This is a genomic window from Methanomassiliicoccales archaeon (genome assembly GCA_035527755.1).
GTDB lineage: Archaea > Thermoplasmatota > Thermoplasmata > Methanomassiliicoccales > UBA472 > UBA472.
In genome coordinates this window covers 87671-104292 of the sequence record DATKZX010000002.1, presented here as the reverse complement: position 1 = coordinate 104292, position 16622 = coordinate 87671, and the positions used below count along the sequence as shown (strand labels likewise).

Below are 16622 nucleotides of genomic sequence, written 5' to 3'. Positions count from 1 at the left end.
CCTCTCTTTCCTTTATTCACCATAACCACGAATTTTCATACCGACCATGTCCGTGCCTGAGCAGAAGATAGTTCACGATAGCGTGCACGGCAGCGTCAAGGTGAAAGGTGTCTTTTTAGAGCTGTTGCTTCGTCCAGAACTGCAGAGACTGCACGGGGTCAAGCAGCTAGGGCTGGCCTATTTGGTCTTTCCCGGAGCAAATCACACCCGATTCGAGCATTCCCTGGGCACCTATCACGTGACAAGCTTGATGTGCGAGGCATTGGACCTGGGGAGTGAGGACAGGAACAAGGTATTGGCCGCCGCATTGCTTCACGATCTTGGGCACGCCCCGTTCTCCCACACCTTGGAGGAAGTTCTGGAGAACCGCTTCTCCCTGGACCACACCGAAGTGGGTGTTTCCCTTATCAACGGGGAAAGGACCGTATGCCTAGATGAGGAAAGGGAGCACCTAGCTCCCTTTCCTCCCATCGCTGAAGTGCTGGAGCGGGCTGGGATATCGGCGAAGGCGGTATCGGACATCATCATCTCCCCCGGACATCGAGGTCGCATGGGTCAGAGCCTGCTGATGGAACAGGACGGGCAAGCGCATTTCAATCAACCTGAATACCTCCATCAGATGATACACGGTCCGGTGGACGCGGACCAGATGGACTATCTGTTGAGGGATGCTCATTACACTGGTGTCGCTCATGGAACGATCGACATAGACCGGATCATACAGACCATCGCCCTGCATCACGGCGACATCGTGGTGCGCAAGAACGGCATGGTGGCGGCGGAAGGGCTAATGGTGGCAAGGGCGCTCATGTACACTTCGGTCTACTTTCACAAGACCGTACGCATTGCCGAGATGATGCTATGCAAGGCCGTGGAGCTCGCCGATGACAGCGTTGCCGATCAGCTGCAGAAATTGAACGATGCCTCGTTGACCGAACGATTGATGAAGCAGGGAGGGCGATCGCAGAGGATCGTGACCATGCTCAAATATCGCCAGCTCTACAAACGCGCCTATTCGTTGTTCATCTCGGACCTGGGCGATGATGAGGTGGAGCAGCTCATACGACTTACTGATTACCATACCCGCAAGAATGTGGAGAACATGATAGCCGATAGGGCCGGGGTGGATCCGTCCGAGGTCATATTGGACGTGCCTCATCGGGAACTGATAACCGGTGAGGCCCGCCGGGGCAAGACCGAAGTGCCCATATTGAACGGTGATCGGGTGAGGCCGCTCACCCGCCTTAGCCCTATAGGTAAAGCATTGCAGTCACGAGGTGTGCACGACTGGGCGGTCATGGTATCCTGTCCGTGGCAGCATATGGCCAAGGTGGAAAAGGCTTCGGCCCGGACCATACTCGATCTTTAACCTTTCATGACACCCAGAGGGGTCAATTTGGCCACCGGTCTGGAGAGTCCGGCCCCGACGACCACGCGGATGACGTCATCTATGTCCTTATAGGCCCCCGGGGCCTCTTCTTGGATGCCGTCCCTGGTGCTCCCCTTCAGGTAAATTCCCTTGCTCTCCATCTCCTGGTTGATGGCTTTGACCGAGTAGTTGCGTATGGCCGCCTCTCGGGACATGATCCTTCCCGCTCCGTGGCAGGTGGAACCGAACGACTCGAGCATGGCCTGTTCAGTTCCAACCAGCACGTATGAGCCCGTACCCATGTCCCCCGGTATGAGGACAGGCTGACCGACGGCACGATAGACCGATGGCACCTCGGGATGATCTTTGGGGAACGCCCTGGTGGCGCCCTTCCGGTGCACGTATACCTTCCTCCTCTTTCCGTCGACCAAATGGTCCTCCACCTTGGCGATGTTATGGGCAACGTCGTAGACCAAATTCATCTCCAGGTCCTCGGCGCTGCGGGAGAAGACCTTTTCGAAGGACTGCCTCACCCAATGCATTATCATCTGTCGGTTGGCCCAGGCGTAATTGGCGCCGCAGGCCATGGCGGCATAGTAATCCTGTCCCTCCTTAGAATTCACCGGGGCGCAGGCCAATTGCCTGTCCGGCAGGCGAAGATCGCTATCCTTCACCGCTCTTTCCATTACCTGCAGGTAATCGGTGGCGATCTGGTGCCCGCAGCCGCGGGAACCGCAGTGGATGGAAACGGTGATCTGCCCCTCCTCCAGTCCAAAGGCCTTTGCCACCACCGGGTCAAAGATCTTTTCGACCTTATCTACTTCAAGGAAGTGATTGCCAGAGCCCAATGAGCCGACCTGTGGAACGCCTCTTTGCTTGGCCTTCGAAGATACCTTGGATGCATCGGCGTTCTTCATACGGCCGTTCTCCTCCGTGTGCACCAGGTCCTCCGCCCAGCCGTATCCTTCGGAAACGGCCCATTCCGCCCCTTCCTCCAGGATGCGGCTTATTTGGTTCGCAGCCACGTCCACAACTCCCTTCGAGCCCACCCCGGCGGGAACGTTTTTGAACATGACATCTACCAGTTCCTTGATGTGAGGTACGACGTCAGCGGTCCGTAGGTTGGTGGTGATGAGCCTTACACCACAATTGATGTCGAATCCGATACCGCCGGGGGAGATGACCCCCTCCTCGGCGTCCATGGCCGCAACGCCACCTATCGGGAATCCATAGCCCCAGTGGATGTCGGGCATGGCCATGGAATTATTGACAAGTCCGGGCAGGCATGCGACATTGGCCACCTGTTCCGGCGAGTTATCAGAAATGATGGTCTTGATCATCCGTTCGTCGGCGAAGATGATGGCATCTCCGTTCATGCCCTTCTTATAAGAGCGGGGTATTTTCCATCGAAAATCGTCGACCTTCTCCAACGGCCCGTTCCAGCTCATTTCATTTCCTCCTATCTCGCCAACTCATGTAGCTTCCCTAATTTATAGGAAACCATGCTCTCATTCCCATATTTGATAAAGTAAAAAATATCCTTATTAGTCTTCGAACGTTCAATATCCGCTCATCGTCATGATTGATCAGACAACCCCTATCATCATTTTCCCGATCATCGCCATTCTAGAGGTGGTTTTGGGCATCTATGTGTTCTACCATGGAAAATGGTCGCTGGTGAACCGTTACTTTCTGATAATCACCCTGCTGGCAGCCTTAGGCAGCCTGCTGAATACGGCGTTGATACAGCTCACTCAGGCAGAATTGGCCTTGCTGGTCGCCCAAGCCTTGATATTCTTTTCGGTCATCAAACTAGCCGCGGCCTATTATCTCAACACGGTCGTGATCTACGATCTGAGAACGACCCGCTTGAAGGAGCGGTGGTCGTGGAACGTCTTGATCGTACTGGTCCTAGCATTGGTTTCAGCGCTCAGCGCACAATCATTGTCACAAGACGAGTTCGGTTGGGTGTTCCGGAGCTTCTGGCCTATAATCTGGTTGACCATCCTGCTCCTGACATTCATCATCCTTCTCTTCATATCGTTGGTGAGAAAAACCCGTAACCTCCAGAACAAGGTGCAAAAGGTCCAGGCTCAGGTGCTAACCATCGCCTTGGCCTTCCCAGCGATCTTCACGCTGTTCATATGGTCGTTGGACCTCTGGGGGTTCCACACCCCCCGGGTATACGGACTGGCCGAGCTGGTATCGACCATGGTTCTGGGCTTCGGCATCGTCAAGTATGATCTGTTCTCCGTAAAACGCGTCCAGGAGAACGCTCTGGTCTCGGTGAGATCCCCTCCGCTCCATCACGGTCGGGCCTACCTGTTCGAGGCGTCGGACAACGATCGCATGTTCCAGGCCTTGCTTCAGGAAATGGAGATGGGCACACCGGCCCTCATCATCTGCCGCACCCATCCCGATCAGCTCAGGGCACGTTACCATCTCTTAAAAACGCCATTGATATGGTTGGCACAGAGCCCGGGGCCGGACAGGATAGATCCCAGCAACCTGCAGTTGCTGACCCATATGACCCTCGATTTCATGCGCAAGGGCCACTCGATCATCGCCATCGAAGGCTTGGAGTTCCTGCTGGTGAACAATGAACTGACCCGGGTGCTAAAATTCATCGGCCAGTTAAGAGACCATGTCATCGTGGAGAATGCAATCCTATTACTTACCGCAGACCCGCGGACCCTCACTGAAAAGCAGAAGGCCATACTAGAACGCGAACTGGAGTTGGTGGAGTGAAAAATAAGGGGCCGAGACCGCGATTTGAACGCGGGTGCTGGGATCCACAATCCCACAGGATAACCAGGCTACCCCATCCCGGCCATGTTGGGATTTCTGGAATGCTTCCAGCTTAATAAATATTACCATGCTCACTCGATCGGAAAGACCGAGTACAAAATGGCGAACTTGGCTTTGCCCTCCTCAGAGTGCCTATCTGTCAGCTCTTTCAATCGGTCGTCCATATCGGAGATCAGTTCCTCCGCTTCCTGACAGGAACGGTCATTGACCGGAATGATCACGTAGTTAGCCCCGAAAGGGTAGTTCGGTCTATCGGCGACATTAATAAAATAATCCTTCCGCTCGTCCAGGACAGAAATTCCTCGATTCAATATTCCCTTGATGGCACCCATGGCGGCGAAGACGATGTTCAGTCTTTCCGAGATATCAACGCTGCTGACCCCGGCGGCATCGCCCATGATCCCCGGTTCGAACGCCGAGCGGTAGTACTTTTCCATCAGGTTCCCTACCAGCTCAGTACGGGTGGGCACGATGAGTTCGGCCTCCAGCAGTTTCTTGAGGTGATATTGAGAGTTCTGCACGCTAAGTCCCAGCAGATTAGATACCATGGTGGTGGTCAATTCTCGCATCGTTAGCAGCGAGAGGATGGCCAGCCGATTGGGGTCCGACAGTACCTTCAATTGTTCGACGTCTATTTCGGTCATGTTCACCACTAAAATCATTTTTTAACGTCTTAGTATAAAAGTAATGCTTAAATATTATTTCAAATATCGCTCAAATGAGATTATAACGGTAAGAACTCACTAAAGAGGTGATATCAATGAAGAAAAAGTTCGGAAATCCTAACTACGTAATCGTTCACGGCAACATAATTTTCGTAAGGGCCTAAACGTCCAAATCATGGTAGACAGTCCTCCTTTTTTTATTTTTTTCTCTCACGACCAGACGATAGTTCATAAATATCCGCACTCATTGACCGATGGATGCGGTACAAGGCTGGACTTTTGTTCCCAATATTACTTATAGCCTTGGCGGAGGCCTTTCTTTTCACCTCTCAAATAGAAGCCAGCCTGAGCCTGCATGCTTTGAACATATTCCTATGCATTCTGCTCCCGATCTGGGTGGAAAAACGCATGATGCTTTACCAGGCGTTCGCCCTCATATCATTGCTGAGGGTGTTGAACGTCGGCATGCCCATATTTTTCACCTGGACACTATATTGGTTGCCGTTCATCTATGGACCGATCATACTGGCTGGCTACATCATATGGAGGCAGTGCGTAGTTGACGCGGGAAGATTTCATCCGCGAAATCTGGTTCGATTCCTCAACGGTCATGGGCTGCGTCCAAATGTGCAATGGAGATGGGAATACCTCCTCTATGCCATCATCTTCGGTTTTCTGTTGTCAAACATGGAGTTCTTGGTACTGGGCAACGAAGCGCTGGTGCCGGACCTGGGATTCAGAGACCTTTCGTTCCTCCTCCTGATCATGGTGGTGTTCGTGGGTTTCGGTGAGGAGCTGATCTTCCGTGCCCTGTTCCAGAGCGCCGTGGCGCCGGAATACGGTAGGTTGGTAGCGATAATCCTGTCCGCCCTGCTTTTCGCCGTCATGCACTCTGGCTATCAAAGCATAATCTACCTGTTCTTCGTATTCGGCGTCGGTCTAACACTGGGTTACGCTTACGAAAGGACCGGCAGCTTGGGGTTGGTCGCTTTGATGCACGGTATGCTGAATTTCTTCCTTTTCTCCTTCATTCCTTTCGGTTACAACCTTTTACCATAATCTAACGACAACAAGAATTCAAGCGATACCATTTAATCAAAGGGGACGGCTACACTCAAAAAGCATGCCCAAGATAGTGGTCCTGATACCGGCCTTCAATGAGGAGATAGCCATCGCCACAGTGGTGACTCTCAGCCGGCGATTCGCGGAGCATGTGATCGTAGTGGATGACGGTTCTACCGACCGAACCAGTCTCGTGGCCCAGCTGGCAGGCGCAGAGGTAATTCCAATGCCCAAGAACAGAGGCAAGGCAAAAGCCTTGGTGGTGGGCTTTTTAAGATGTCTTGAATTGGAACCTGATTGCGTGGTCACCATCGACGGGGACATGCAGTTGGACCCAGTAGAGATTCCCAATCTGGCTGGGCCAGTGCTTCAAGGCAAAGCGGACATGGTCATCGGTTCGCGTTTTCAGAACGGGAATGATGGCATCCCCACTTATCGTCGTACCGGACAGAAGATCCTCGATCGAGCCACTAACATTTCTTCGGGGACAAATATATCCGACAGCCAGAGTGGTTATCGGGCGTTCAGCTTAAAGGCGCTTAAGCAAATGAACTTCTCCCTATCGCCATTCAGCGTTGAATCAGAGATGATCATGCGCTTCAATGAGATGGGTCTCAAAATAGAGGAAGTACCGATCTCTGTTCGTTACGACGTTCCAAACGGACACAAGATGAGCCCTTTCAGGCACGGTATATCTGTCTTTAGTGATGTGGTAGGCTTCATAGGATATCGCCGCCCATTGCTGCTCTTCGGCGTTCCCGGGGGAATGCTGACTCTTATCGGTCTAGTACTCGGTCTATTCACCTGGCTGGACACAATAGTTATTTTCCAGTGGGCCCTTTTGACCCAGTCCATAGCCGCGCTTGGTCTGCTCCTGGTAGGAGGCTTAATGGGCGTGGCGGGTCTTATACTCAATTCCCTCGCCGTACTGATGGCTGATAAAAAAAGGAAATAGTACCATGACTGGACAATAAACCCCTTTTTTGTCATTTTCCCATCATCCCTTTTATCATCGAGGTCTCATTCATACGAACTCCTGCCGATAACAATATTATCGCTGCGGTGAATTTGAAAAACGGTGCAAGTGATGAAGCGAGATATGATTTCGATGCTGGACGTCCAGGATGATATCCTGGACATACTGGAGGTGGCTGAGGACATGAAGAAGCGGAGGTACGAGGAGATGGCCCCATTGAAAGGTCAGACATTGGCCATGATCTTTGAGAAGTCCTCCACCCGCACCCGGGTATCATTCGAAGTGGGAATGATCGAGCTGGGTGGTTTCGCCGTCACTTTGAACACCAAGGACCTGCAGATGGGTCGCGGGGAGACGGTGGCTGACACCGCCCGCGTGCTCTCCCGCTACGTCGACGGTATCATGTATCGCGCTTTCGAGCACAGCATGGTCTTGGAACTGGCCAAGTACGCCACGGTGCCAGTGATCAACGGCCTGGACAATTTCGAGCATCCCTGTCAGATCATGGCCGACCTCCTGACCGTCAAGGAACGCTTCGGTCGTCTGAAGGGGATCAAGATGGCCTATGTCGGCGATGGCAACAATGTCTGCAACTCCCTGATGTTAGGCTGTGCCATGGTGGGCATGGACCTGGCATGCGGCTGTCCCAAGGGATACGAACCGGATGCAGGTGTCACCGAGAAGGCCAAGGAGATCGCCAAGGCGAACGGGTGCAGCCTGAAGATCACGGAATCAGCAAAAGAGGCCGCTAAGGGCGCCGATGTGGTATATACCGACGTCTGGGTCTCAATGGGGCAGGAGGAGCAATCGCGCATGCGCGAACAGATCTTCAAACCCTATCAGGTCAACGCCGACCTGATGTCCGTGGCCGATCCGAAGGCCATCGTCATGCACTGTCTGCCGGCCCACCGGGGCATGGAAATAACCGACGAGGTCATCGACAGCGAGCGCAGTGTCGTGCTGGACCAAGCTGAGAATCGGTTGCACGCACAGAAGGCCATCATGGTCGCTTTGATGGGTTGAATCGGGAGACCTGTTCTCCCACCTCATCGTCCAAGGCCTTCAGGAACCTTGATATCTGTTTCTGGGGGATGTTGGCCCCGGCGGCGACATCGTGGCCGCCCCCATCGCCACCTACGATACGGGCCGCATGACCGATGGCACTGCTCAGATTGATTCCCTTTTGCAATAGTTCCCGGCTCATCCTGCTGGAGACCTTCACGACCGGATCACCGCTCTTTCCTCCGGAGCCCTCCTTTTCAGCTAATGCCACCAAGGGTTTCGAGATGTCCATCTCCAATATTTCACCCCCTCTCTTCTGGTCCAGGACCATGCCGGTGATTATCCCCAGGATCGTATCGTTGACCTTCAGGCAAAAGCTGTTCTTCCTCTTCGGCAGGAGGTATTGGATGTTGGTCATCTGTTCCACCCTGTGAACCTCCTTCATGCCTTCGCGGATGTTGACCCGATGGTTGTTCACGTTCTCCAGGGCCTTCTCCGAATAGACCTTAGGGTTCAGGCATACGTTGATGATGAGGTCTCCTCTCTCCTCCTCTCCCTGGCCATCGTTCGTCAGTACGTAACGTCCGGAGGCGTTCAACAGGGTGGCGAACTCTTTGGCCTCCCGGGTCGGCGAACCACTGGGGTGGTTCGGAAAGAGGTATACTTCACCTAACAGGCCATCCAAGGCGTTGCGGTCGAGCCCGATCTCACCTAGACGGTCCCTTAATGCCACCTTCATGGTGTTCCTTTCTTCCTGGGTCAGTTCCGACCAGCTGCGCCATTCGAATCCTCGGTCTCCTGAACGACCAGCGGATTGCGAGCTGCTGCGTTTCAAGATGATCCCGGACCGATAGAACAGGGAAGACACTTCTTTGATGGTGTCTGAAAACCCGATGGCCTTAAGATCATTGGAGAAGGCCAGCATGGCCGCTGCCGACCTCGTCACCCAACCGAAGAACTGCAGTTCGTTGGTCACCACCTCTAGGTCGCCGCGGGACTCGGCGTCCTTGATCACCAACGAATGCAAGGGCCCCCCCAATTTCCTGGCGCTACGGTCCTGCATATCCCCCACCGCTCCCACCACTGCCAGATATGCCAGGTCCAGGTTTCGCTCATCCAGCTCCCTGGCTACGAAGTAGGTGTTCCCCGCCCCGCTCAGTTGTGTGGACCCTTCCATGCCGAACAGCAGAGGGTTCAACATGTGGTCCATATCTCCGAACAGTTCAAGACTGGATTGCCCAGGTCCGAAGATCTGATGATGGTCGGTGATGACGCATTTGCGATCGGAGATCCTTTGACAAGGTCCTGTGCCGAGATCGCATATCCATATCACATCCTCACGCATCTTTGAGATGGCCTCGATCTCCCCTTCTCCCAAGGAACGCACGAATTGTACACGATGGGGTAGATCCAGCCTTTCCAGTGCCCGCTTCGCTATGGCGGCTGAGGATATACCATCAGCGTCGATATGGGAGACAACGACCACGGATCTTGCCGATGATATCACCTCGGACAGATGTTTGGCCCTTCTCAGGAATCCTTCCAGGTCCTCGGTCACAGCGAGCACTCCTTTAGCACCTTCTCCGTTAAAAGCCGGTATACCGTCTCGGCTATGGGCACGAGGTTCCTGGTGTCCTCTTGATTATAGCGACGTAAAAGGTTGAGAGCGTTCTCACTGCCCTTTTTCTCCCACAATCGCCAGAGGTATACCGCTTCCTCGCCGGTCACGTATTCTATCTCCTGCGGACGACGATAGCCCAGTTCCACCTCCACGTGCTTCAGTCCTCCACGCAGACCGACCTTGGGGCAAGCGTGCCTTAGGTCATAGTGCGGAACCCTGGGTACGGCGAAAGGGAACTCCCGTTCGATCATCGGCAGATCGAACGTGCTTCCATTGAAGGTGACCATCATCTTGGCTCCCTCCAAGGAACGTCGGACAGAATCCACGTCAAGGTCCTGCCCTCGGATCAGGGTGGTGGTCTTCTCACCCCGGTGAACTGATATCATGGTGATGATCGCCCACGGCCCCAGTCCATTGGTCTCGATGTCCAGGTAAGCCGCGTCCTCCTTCAATCGTTGGAACATGCGCCAATGCTGCCCGCTAGGCAACAGTTTGCAGAAATATTCGGTCTGACCCCGTTCCCAACATTCCGAGGAGGCCTCCAGCTCCTGGTCCATCACCGTCTTTCGTTTGGAGGATACGCCCTCTACGCTATCCCTTTGGATGAATTCCTCCCAGGATAGCACTCCACTCTCCCATAATCGGCGCTCCTTCACTTGTCCAATGCCTGATAGATGCAGGAAGGTGCGCTTGATCATCGTCCAATCAGCGGACTGGCCATATAATATTGTTTTGTAACCGCCACTGAAAGTGTAGGAGGGGTTGATATCCTCATCCACCCTTGACATCGATGAATGCGCCAACTCGAGATCGCTCCGGGATTGCTGATCACCAACGACCGCTGCGCAATTCTTAGCTCTTCAGATACCTTGATCCTGGGAGATCTTCACCTGGGCGTCGAGGCCAGCTTGGAACTGGAAGGTTTGCAGCTACCCCGGGCTCAAAGCCTGACGATGAGACAGAGGATCGAATCGATCATAGAGGACCACCATCCTAAACGGATCGTGGTGCTGGGAGACCTCAAGCATGAGTTCTCCCGCAATCTGGACGAGGAGTGGCGGGAGGTACGGGGTATGTTGGAGTACCTCGGTTCGTTGGCCCAGGTGACCGTGGTCCGGGGCAATCATGATAACTTTCTGGCCAACATAACCTCCCGCCTGGGTCTGGACCTGGTTGACAGGTTGGAGCTGGACGGTTATCACCTGGTGCACGGGCACACCGCGGTGACCGAAAGACCTTTGATACAAGGGCACGAACATCCTTCCATACGATTGTTCGACGGCATAGGCGGTTATCTGAAGCTTCCAGCCTTCCTGCATTTTTTCCAGGAAAGGGTGCTGGTTCTACCGGCCTTCAGCCCTTTGGCGGCAGGGAACGACATCAATAAGATGACCTCCGACGACATGCTCTCCCCCGGTCTGAAAGGGGCGGACCTGGAAGGTGCGGATATCTACGGTTGCAGCGACATCGGTCTTATCCGTTTAGGTCGAAAAGGGGACCTTCAACGGGGAAGGGACAGAGCGCCATAATTTGAAATGCGTTTAAAGTGTTAAGGGAAAAGTCCGAACATGAAAGGGAAAAATATAGTTGGACGCCGGGTCTGTATAACCGGCGGCGCCGGTTTCATCGGTTCGCATATAGCATCCGCTCTGGCGGAGGAGAACGAGGTCATCGTTATTGACGACCTATCTAGCGGCAAGCGTGAGAACCTGAAGGGGGTCAAGGCCGAACTCTTGACCGGGAGCATCAGGGACGTCGATCTGGTGCATGGGGCCATGGAGGGTGTGGATTACGTATTCCATCATGCGGCCATCGCGTCTGTGCCGCGAAGCGTGGACGATCCCATCTCGAGCAATCAGGTCAACGTCTGCGGGACATTGCGTGTCCTGATGGAGGCCAAGGCGGCCAGGGTAAGAAAGGTGGTGTTCGCCTCATCCTCGGCCATCTACGGGGACGCTCCGTCTCCGATCAAGTTTGAGGACGACCTCCCAATGCCCATCTCTCCCTACGCGGTCACCAAGTTGACCGGGGAGCATTATTGCAGAAATTTCTGGCTGAATTACGGTCTGCCGACCTGCAGTTTGCGCTATTTCAACGTTTTTGGGCCTCGTCAGGACCCCAATTCCCAGTACGCCGCGGTCATCCCCCGCTTCATAGAAATGGCCAATAAGGGCGAACCTCTGACCATTTACGGGGACGGGGAGCAGACCAGGGACTTCGTTCATGTAAGCGATGTGGTCCAAGCAAACGTGTTGGCGGCGTTGGACACCGAACACAACGGTGAGGTATTCAACGTGGCCCGAGGAGAACCGATCACCATCAATCAACTGGCTGAGATGGTTTTAAAGCCGTTCGGAAAGGATGTACAGGGCAATGTACTGCACCAACCTGCCCGGGAAGGGGATATCCGGTACTCGCTGGCCGATATAACCAAGACCATGACTGGATTGAATTACTCGCCGCAGGTCACAGTTCAGAAAGGTCTCGGTCAGCTCTTGGGTGACCCGGTCTAGTTTCCGATCATTGCTCTTATCGTTCAGGAATGAGGAGAGGGCCGTTCCAGTGATCACCACCAAGCCCATGGGTCCAGCGACCAGAACTGGGTCTGGCTACGCGATGAGGTGGGTATCAAGGTCGTGGAAAATCCGTCATCATTACAAATAAGGGAATCTGGACCGAAAATTAGTTACTATTCAACTACCTTAATGTATTGAGGGTTATATTGGTCGAGTGCATCGTTTGTGGATGTATTTTAAAGAAGAACCAGGATAAATGCCCCGTTTGTGGTGCATCTCAATCTGAGGATGACGACTATTGAATCGGACATACCAGAAACGGTCTTCCATCGAGCACGGTGGGGCATAGAGGGAACTCCCGCCGGGGAGTGTGCGCTCTGCCCTCACCATTGCATGTTGAGAGAAGGTGAGGTGGGCATATGCCGCACTCGGGGCGTAATACAAGGTGAAATGCGGGCCTTCAATTACGGCAGGGTGTGCGCCCAGGCCGTGGACCAGATAGAGAAGAAGCCCATTTACCACTACCGACCCGGTTCCAAGCTGCTTTCCCTGGGCACCTTCGGATGCAACCTGGACTGTGATTGCTGCCAGAACGCCGCCCTGGCGTCCGCAGGGCTCGAAGGGATCGATTGTCCGGAGAGGACAGCGGAGGAGATGGTCGCATTCGCCGTGCAGAAGGATGTGCAGGGGGTGGCCTTCACATTTAACGAACCCATCATTTGGAACGAGTTCGTGACGGACGTAGCCCTACTGGCCCGTAAATCTAATTTATACACGATGATGAACAGCAACGGCTTCATTGAGATAGAGCCGCTAAAGGAAATAGCCTCGGTGGTGAACGTGTTCAAGGTGGATGTGAAAGGGTTCACAGAGGAGTTCTATCGTCGACATTGCGGGGGCTCGCTGGCGCCGGTGCTTCGGACATGCGAGTACTTGTACGGGAACGGAAACCATCTGGAACTCGCTTATCTGATCATCCCCGGTCTTAACGATAAGGTCGATGAATTGAACGCTTTCTTCCAATGGGTCAAGGACGATTTAGGTAGCTATGTGCCATTACATCTTTATCGATTCATGCCAGCGCATAGGCTCTCCCATTTACCATCGACCAGCATGGATGCGATGAGGGCCGCCAAGGATATGGCTGAGCGTGCGGGTCTGAACTTCGTTTACCTGAGCGGTATGGTCGAGGGGGACGAGCATCGTACATCGTGCCCCAAGTGCGGCCTTGTGGTTATCGAGAGGATGGCGAAGGAGGTCTCCGAGAAGATCGTCTACAGCAGGGAGCGGCTTAGCAAATTCTGCCCTTCTTATTCCGATATAATCGATAGAACGGTGGAAGGGAAGTGCCCCGAATGCGGTCAAATTATCTGTCGTTTATTATGAATGTTTTTATTTTAAACAGCCTTAACGATAGTACATGGCCATCCTCGTATGGATATATAATCCATCCATTAAAATCGATATGGATAATTCATCCATCCATCCAAGGGTTTATTAGTCTTAATTGAAATTTGGACGCAGAAAACTTCTTAGGAGGAAATCTAAAATGGCAAACATGGACGCATTGATCGAGATAGTTGTCAAGGGAAAGATCAAGGAGGCAAAGGGTGCCACCCAGGCTCTCCTCGACGGCGGAGTTACCGCCCGTGAGATCATTTTCGACGGTTTGAGCAAGGCTATGGAGGTCGTTGGTGAGAAGTATGAGAAGAAAGAGTACTTCCTGCCCCAGGTCCTTCTGTCCGCTCAGACCCTGTACCAGGGATTGAACGTGGCCCTTCCGAAGCTGGATGCCGCATCCGCTGCAGCCGCTGGAAGGATTGTCATCTGTGTCGTCGAGGGTGACGTGCACGATATCGGCAAGAACATTTGCAAGGCCCTGCTGACCGGCGCAGGAAATACCATGTTCGACTTGGGCCGCGACGTGCCCCTGAAGGACATAGTGCAGAAGGCCAAGGACGAGGACGTCCAGATCATCGCTACCTCGACCCTCATGACCCCCACCCTGGCGGGCATGAAGGAGATCGAGAAGATGCTGGCCGAGGCTGGTCTAAAGGGCAAGATAAAGACCATGGTAGGCGGCGGTGCCACCTCCGCGGACTTTGCCAAGAGCATCGGAGCCGATGGATGGGGCTATGACGCCAACGAGGCTGTCCAGGTCGCCATCGGTCTGTTGAAGAAGTAATCGGGGCTTTCGCCCCAAATTTATTTTTTTATTCGTTTTATAATTATTAATTATATCTAATAATATAATGGCAGGTCACAATATTATATCATGAGGTCATTGCAGTGTCTGGGAAGAACATGAGCTCCAATGACGCTTCCATCGAAAAAGAACTAGGTCAGTTGAAAGAAAAGGTGGAGGAGTTAAGTCTGGAGCTCAGGCATGTGATCGCACTGCTGCATACATCTCAGACCGTTACTTCTAACAGATCGGACCTGTTCGATCTATTGAGGGGGGAGGCCAGGGAGAAGGCCGCCACTCGCCTTGACTCGGGAATGACCAAGCGATGCGACATGCGCAAAGAATGTCGATCCAGGTTCATGGGATTCCTAGACGATAATATGGATCTGCTTGACCTCCCCCGGATCGATGAAGAGGATATAAACGTTAGAATCGAACTGCTTGAATCAATAAAGGCAAAAGGCATTCTAGGCAGATGCGACGGTTGTTTCACAGAGGTGGGAACGCTGTTCCAACAGCAGATGGACCTCATGCGTTCGCTAAAGCTCTATAGAAGTCGGGAGGACATGCGTAGCAGTATTTACACCCTACCGGAGATGGAAGTGGTAAAGACTCTCCTGGAGCCTCTATCCAACGGTCAACGGTTGTCCATCCTGAAATCATTGGCCAAGACGCCCCGGTCCTTTTCCGAATTATCATCCCTGACAAGTTTGAGGGGGGGAAATCTGTTGTTCCATCTACAGCGTCTGATGACATCCGGGATGATCTCACAGAGGAGCGGTCGGGGCGATTACGCGTTGTCCGAGCGAGGTATGAAGGCCCTTGAGATGATCAATGACCTATACCAAAGGACGCTCAATACCGAGGACGTTCGTTTGGCCAATGGTGAGGCGAAAAGGACGCCTGAACGCTCGCTCAAAGTGGGGCAGATGGATGATATATATGTAGAAAAGGGTCGCATGGGTCCATCTCCTCCCGCAAATTCTTTAAATTCAGAAAATGGTCATGCTCGGCAAACGGTGTCGAAATGAGGTATGGGTTCTCTAGTAGGGCAACGATCGGGATAATAATAGGATGGATCGTTGCCTTCGTAGGTTTCTTCGCGTTGTCCATCTCAAATTCTGTGGTGGTCGAAGGGATCGGCGGTATCATGGGGTCCACCTTCTTTTTGGCTGCCTTACAGCTTACCACGATCGGGATCATACTCTCGATCGTCTGGGTTCTCAAGGGCATCATGCCCCGATTGGAACAACCGATGATACGCAAGCTGGTAAGCATTTCCATCTACCTGGTCATGGGATTGTTGGCCATCGAGGGACTGGTCATGGTCTACTTGGCAGGCGATGTCAACCTCACCGGTTTTGGTGGGGTCAGCAAGAAATACATCGTTCTCATCGGGGCGCTGCTTTTCGCTCTAGGAACGCTCTCCCTACGACAATGGAGGCTGCGCAATGTCCCCAGCGTCAATTGGCTGGTCGACACGTTGGGCTCCCTGGCGGCGACAATGCTCATGGTCGAGGGGTTGACCGTGGTGGGAATTGCCAACACCATGAACCTACAAGGTACCGGGGGGATCCTAGGAAGCACGGTCTTCAATGCCGGGGCGCAGTTGTTCGTCCTGGGCGCTTTAATGTTCATGCTTTGGACCATCATTCAAGATCCATATCTTGCACCCCGTGTGAGCAAGTACTTGACCCGCAGATGGTCGTTGGTGATCATGGTCGTTCTCGGGGGCATGGTCGCCCTCGAAGGCATAATCGCCTCAACGATCGCTGGAACGGTGGTGATCGATGATATTGGGGGGGCATTCAAACACTATATTGTGGCAGGGTGCGCCCAATTGTTCGCTCTAGGACTCATCGCTCCCCTGCTCTGGAAGGTGCGAGAAATAAGGTTGGGCTGGAAGTTCATGCCTGAATTCACCAGTATGTTGGCCATGGTGATACTAGCATTCGAGGGCGTGTTCGCCATGGGGCTGGCCGCCGATACCTATATAGACGGCATTGGTGGAATTCTTGAGAGCACATTCCGTCTGGCCGGAATTCAGCTGCTGGTCCTTTCATCGATCGGATTGATGGCTTGGCTGGTCAAGGGAAGCCCCCTGCTGGGAAAATGGCCGAAAAAGATCGTCACCTCCCTGCCCATCATGGTCCTATCAATAGCGGCCTTGGAGGGTCTGGCAGTGGTAGTGATGGCGGCCAACATCACGATCGACGAGTTCAGCGGTGTTGGTGAGAAGTACGTACTATTGGGAGGGGCGCAAATGGTCATCCTGTCATCATTGGCACTGTTCTTCTGGGCACGTTCGGAGGGACTTTCCGTCCGCTTCAAAATGACCAGTACGGTAGCCGCCGCCTTTGTTCTGTTGATGCTTCCAATTGCCCTTGTGTTATAATTCGCCAAGGGCTAAAAAAATAT

Annotated in this window: 15 protein-coding genes and 1 tRNA gene; 11 read left to right on the top strand and 5 right to left on the bottom strand. The window is 53.3% G+C overall.

The features are described 5' to 3' along the window. Positions 1–46: 46 nt before the first annotated feature. Positions 47–1369: an HD domain-containing protein gene (locus VMW85_00900; protein ID HUT26592.1), complete on the top strand. Its 1323-nt coding sequence runs from the start codon at positions 47–49 to the stop codon at positions 1367–1369. Here VMW85_00900 and VMW85_00895 read toward each other — a convergent pair. Continuing rightward, positions 1366–2817 carry an RtcB family protein gene (locus tag VMW85_00895; GenBank protein ID HUT26591.1) on the bottom strand — a complete coding sequence of 484 codons (1452 nt, stop codon included), beginning with the start codon at positions 2815–2817 and terminating at the stop codon, positions 1366–1368. The genes VMW85_00900 and VMW85_00895 overlap by 4 nt on opposite strands. Before the next feature lie 130 nt (positions 2818–2947). On the opposite strand from VMW85_00895, the gene VMW85_00890 reads away from it, so the two are divergent. Then, positions 2948–4117, top strand: a complete 1170-nt coding sequence (locus VMW85_00890) for a DUF835 domain-containing protein (protein HUT26590.1) — start codon at positions 2948–2950, stop codon at positions 4115–4117. Between the two features lie 9 nt (positions 4118–4126). Here the strand turns inward: VMW85_00890 and VMW85_00885 are convergent. Beyond that, positions 4127–4200: transfer RNA gene (locus tag VMW85_00885), tRNA-His, on the bottom strand. A 48-nt stretch (positions 4201–4248) separates the two neighbouring features. Continuing rightward, a complete protein-coding gene (locus VMW85_00880; GenBank protein ID HUT26589.1) occupies positions 4249–4821 on the bottom strand; it encodes a helix-turn-helix domain-containing protein in 573 nt (190 codons plus the stop codon). A 279-nt stretch (positions 4822–5100) separates the two neighbouring features. Here VMW85_00880 and VMW85_00875 point away from each other — a divergent pair, with 279 nt between their 5' ends. The 3 genes from VMW85_00875 (at position 5101) to argF (ending at position 7903) form a co-directional block, all read left to right on the top strand. Next, positions 5101–5901, top strand: a complete 801-nt coding sequence (locus VMW85_00875) for a type II CAAX endopeptidase family protein (GenBank protein HUT26588.1) — start codon at positions 5101–5103, stop codon at positions 5899–5901. Positions 5902–5965: 64 nt separating this feature from the next. After that, positions 5966–6859 carry a glycosyltransferase family 2 protein gene (locus VMW85_00870; protein ID HUT26587.1) on the top strand — a complete coding sequence of 298 codons (894 nt, stop codon included), beginning with the start codon at positions 5966–5968 and terminating at the stop codon, positions 6857–6859. Positions 6860–6991: 132 nt separating this feature from the next. Then, a complete protein-coding gene (argF, locus tag VMW85_00865) occupies positions 6992–7903 on the top strand; it encodes an ornithine carbamoyltransferase (GenBank protein ID HUT26586.1) in 912 nt (303 codons plus the stop codon). Here the strand turns inward: argF and VMW85_00860 are convergent. Both VMW85_00860 and VMW85_00855 read right to left on the bottom strand, forming a co-directional pair. After that, positions 7881–9440 (bottom strand): DHH family phosphoesterase, encoded by a 1560-nt coding sequence (locus VMW85_00860; protein HUT26585.1) that lies wholly within the window; start codon positions 9438–9440, stop codon positions 7881–7883. The two genes, argF and VMW85_00860, sit on opposite strands and share 23 nt — an antisense overlap. Beyond that, positions 9437–10201 carry a ribonuclease H-like domain-containing protein gene (locus VMW85_00855; protein ID HUT26584.1) on the bottom strand — a complete coding sequence of 255 codons (765 nt, stop codon included), beginning with the start codon at positions 10199–10201 and terminating at the stop codon, positions 9437–9439. Before VMW85_00855 ends, VMW85_00860 begins: the two co-directional genes overlap by 4 nt. A gap of 96 nt (positions 10202–10297) precedes the next feature. Between VMW85_00855 and VMW85_00850 the strand changes: the two genes are divergently transcribed. From VMW85_00850 to VMW85_00825, 6 genes are all read left to right on the top strand, one after another. Next, positions 10298–11032, top strand: a complete 735-nt coding sequence (locus tag VMW85_00850; protein ID HUT26583.1) for a metallophosphoesterase — start codon at positions 10298–10300, stop codon at positions 11030–11032. A gap of 39 nt (positions 11033–11071) precedes the next feature. Beyond that, positions 11072–12016, top strand: coding sequence for an SDR family oxidoreductase (locus VMW85_00845; GenBank protein ID HUT26582.1), 945 nt, complete (start codon positions 11072–11074; stop codon positions 12014–12016). A 291-nt stretch (positions 12017–12307) separates the two neighbouring features. Then, positions 12308–13405 carry an AmmeMemoRadiSam system radical SAM enzyme gene (gene amrS / locus VMW85_00840; GenBank protein ID HUT26581.1) on the top strand — a complete coding sequence of 366 codons (1098 nt, stop codon included), beginning with the start codon at positions 12308–12310 and terminating at the stop codon, positions 13403–13405. Between the two features lie 163 nt (positions 13406–13568). Then, the gene (locus VMW85_00835) at positions 13569–14204 is read left to right on the top strand and encodes a cobalamin-dependent protein (GenBank protein ID HUT26580.1); all 636 of its coding nucleotides are present in this window, start codon (positions 13569–13571) and stop codon (positions 14202–14204) included. Between the two features lie 104 nt (positions 14205–14308). Then, complete coding sequence (locus VMW85_00830) at positions 14309–15235, top strand: winged helix-turn-helix domain-containing protein (protein ID HUT26579.1); 927 nt, start codon at positions 14309–14311, stop codon at positions 15233–15235. Beyond that, the gene (locus VMW85_00825) at positions 15232–16599 is read left to right on the top strand and encodes a hypothetical protein (protein ID HUT26578.1); all 1368 of its coding nucleotides are present in this window, start codon (positions 15232–15234) and stop codon (positions 16597–16599) included. The genes VMW85_00830 and VMW85_00825 overlap by 4 nt, the downstream gene beginning before the upstream one ends. Positions 16600–16622 lie beyond the last annotated feature (23 nt).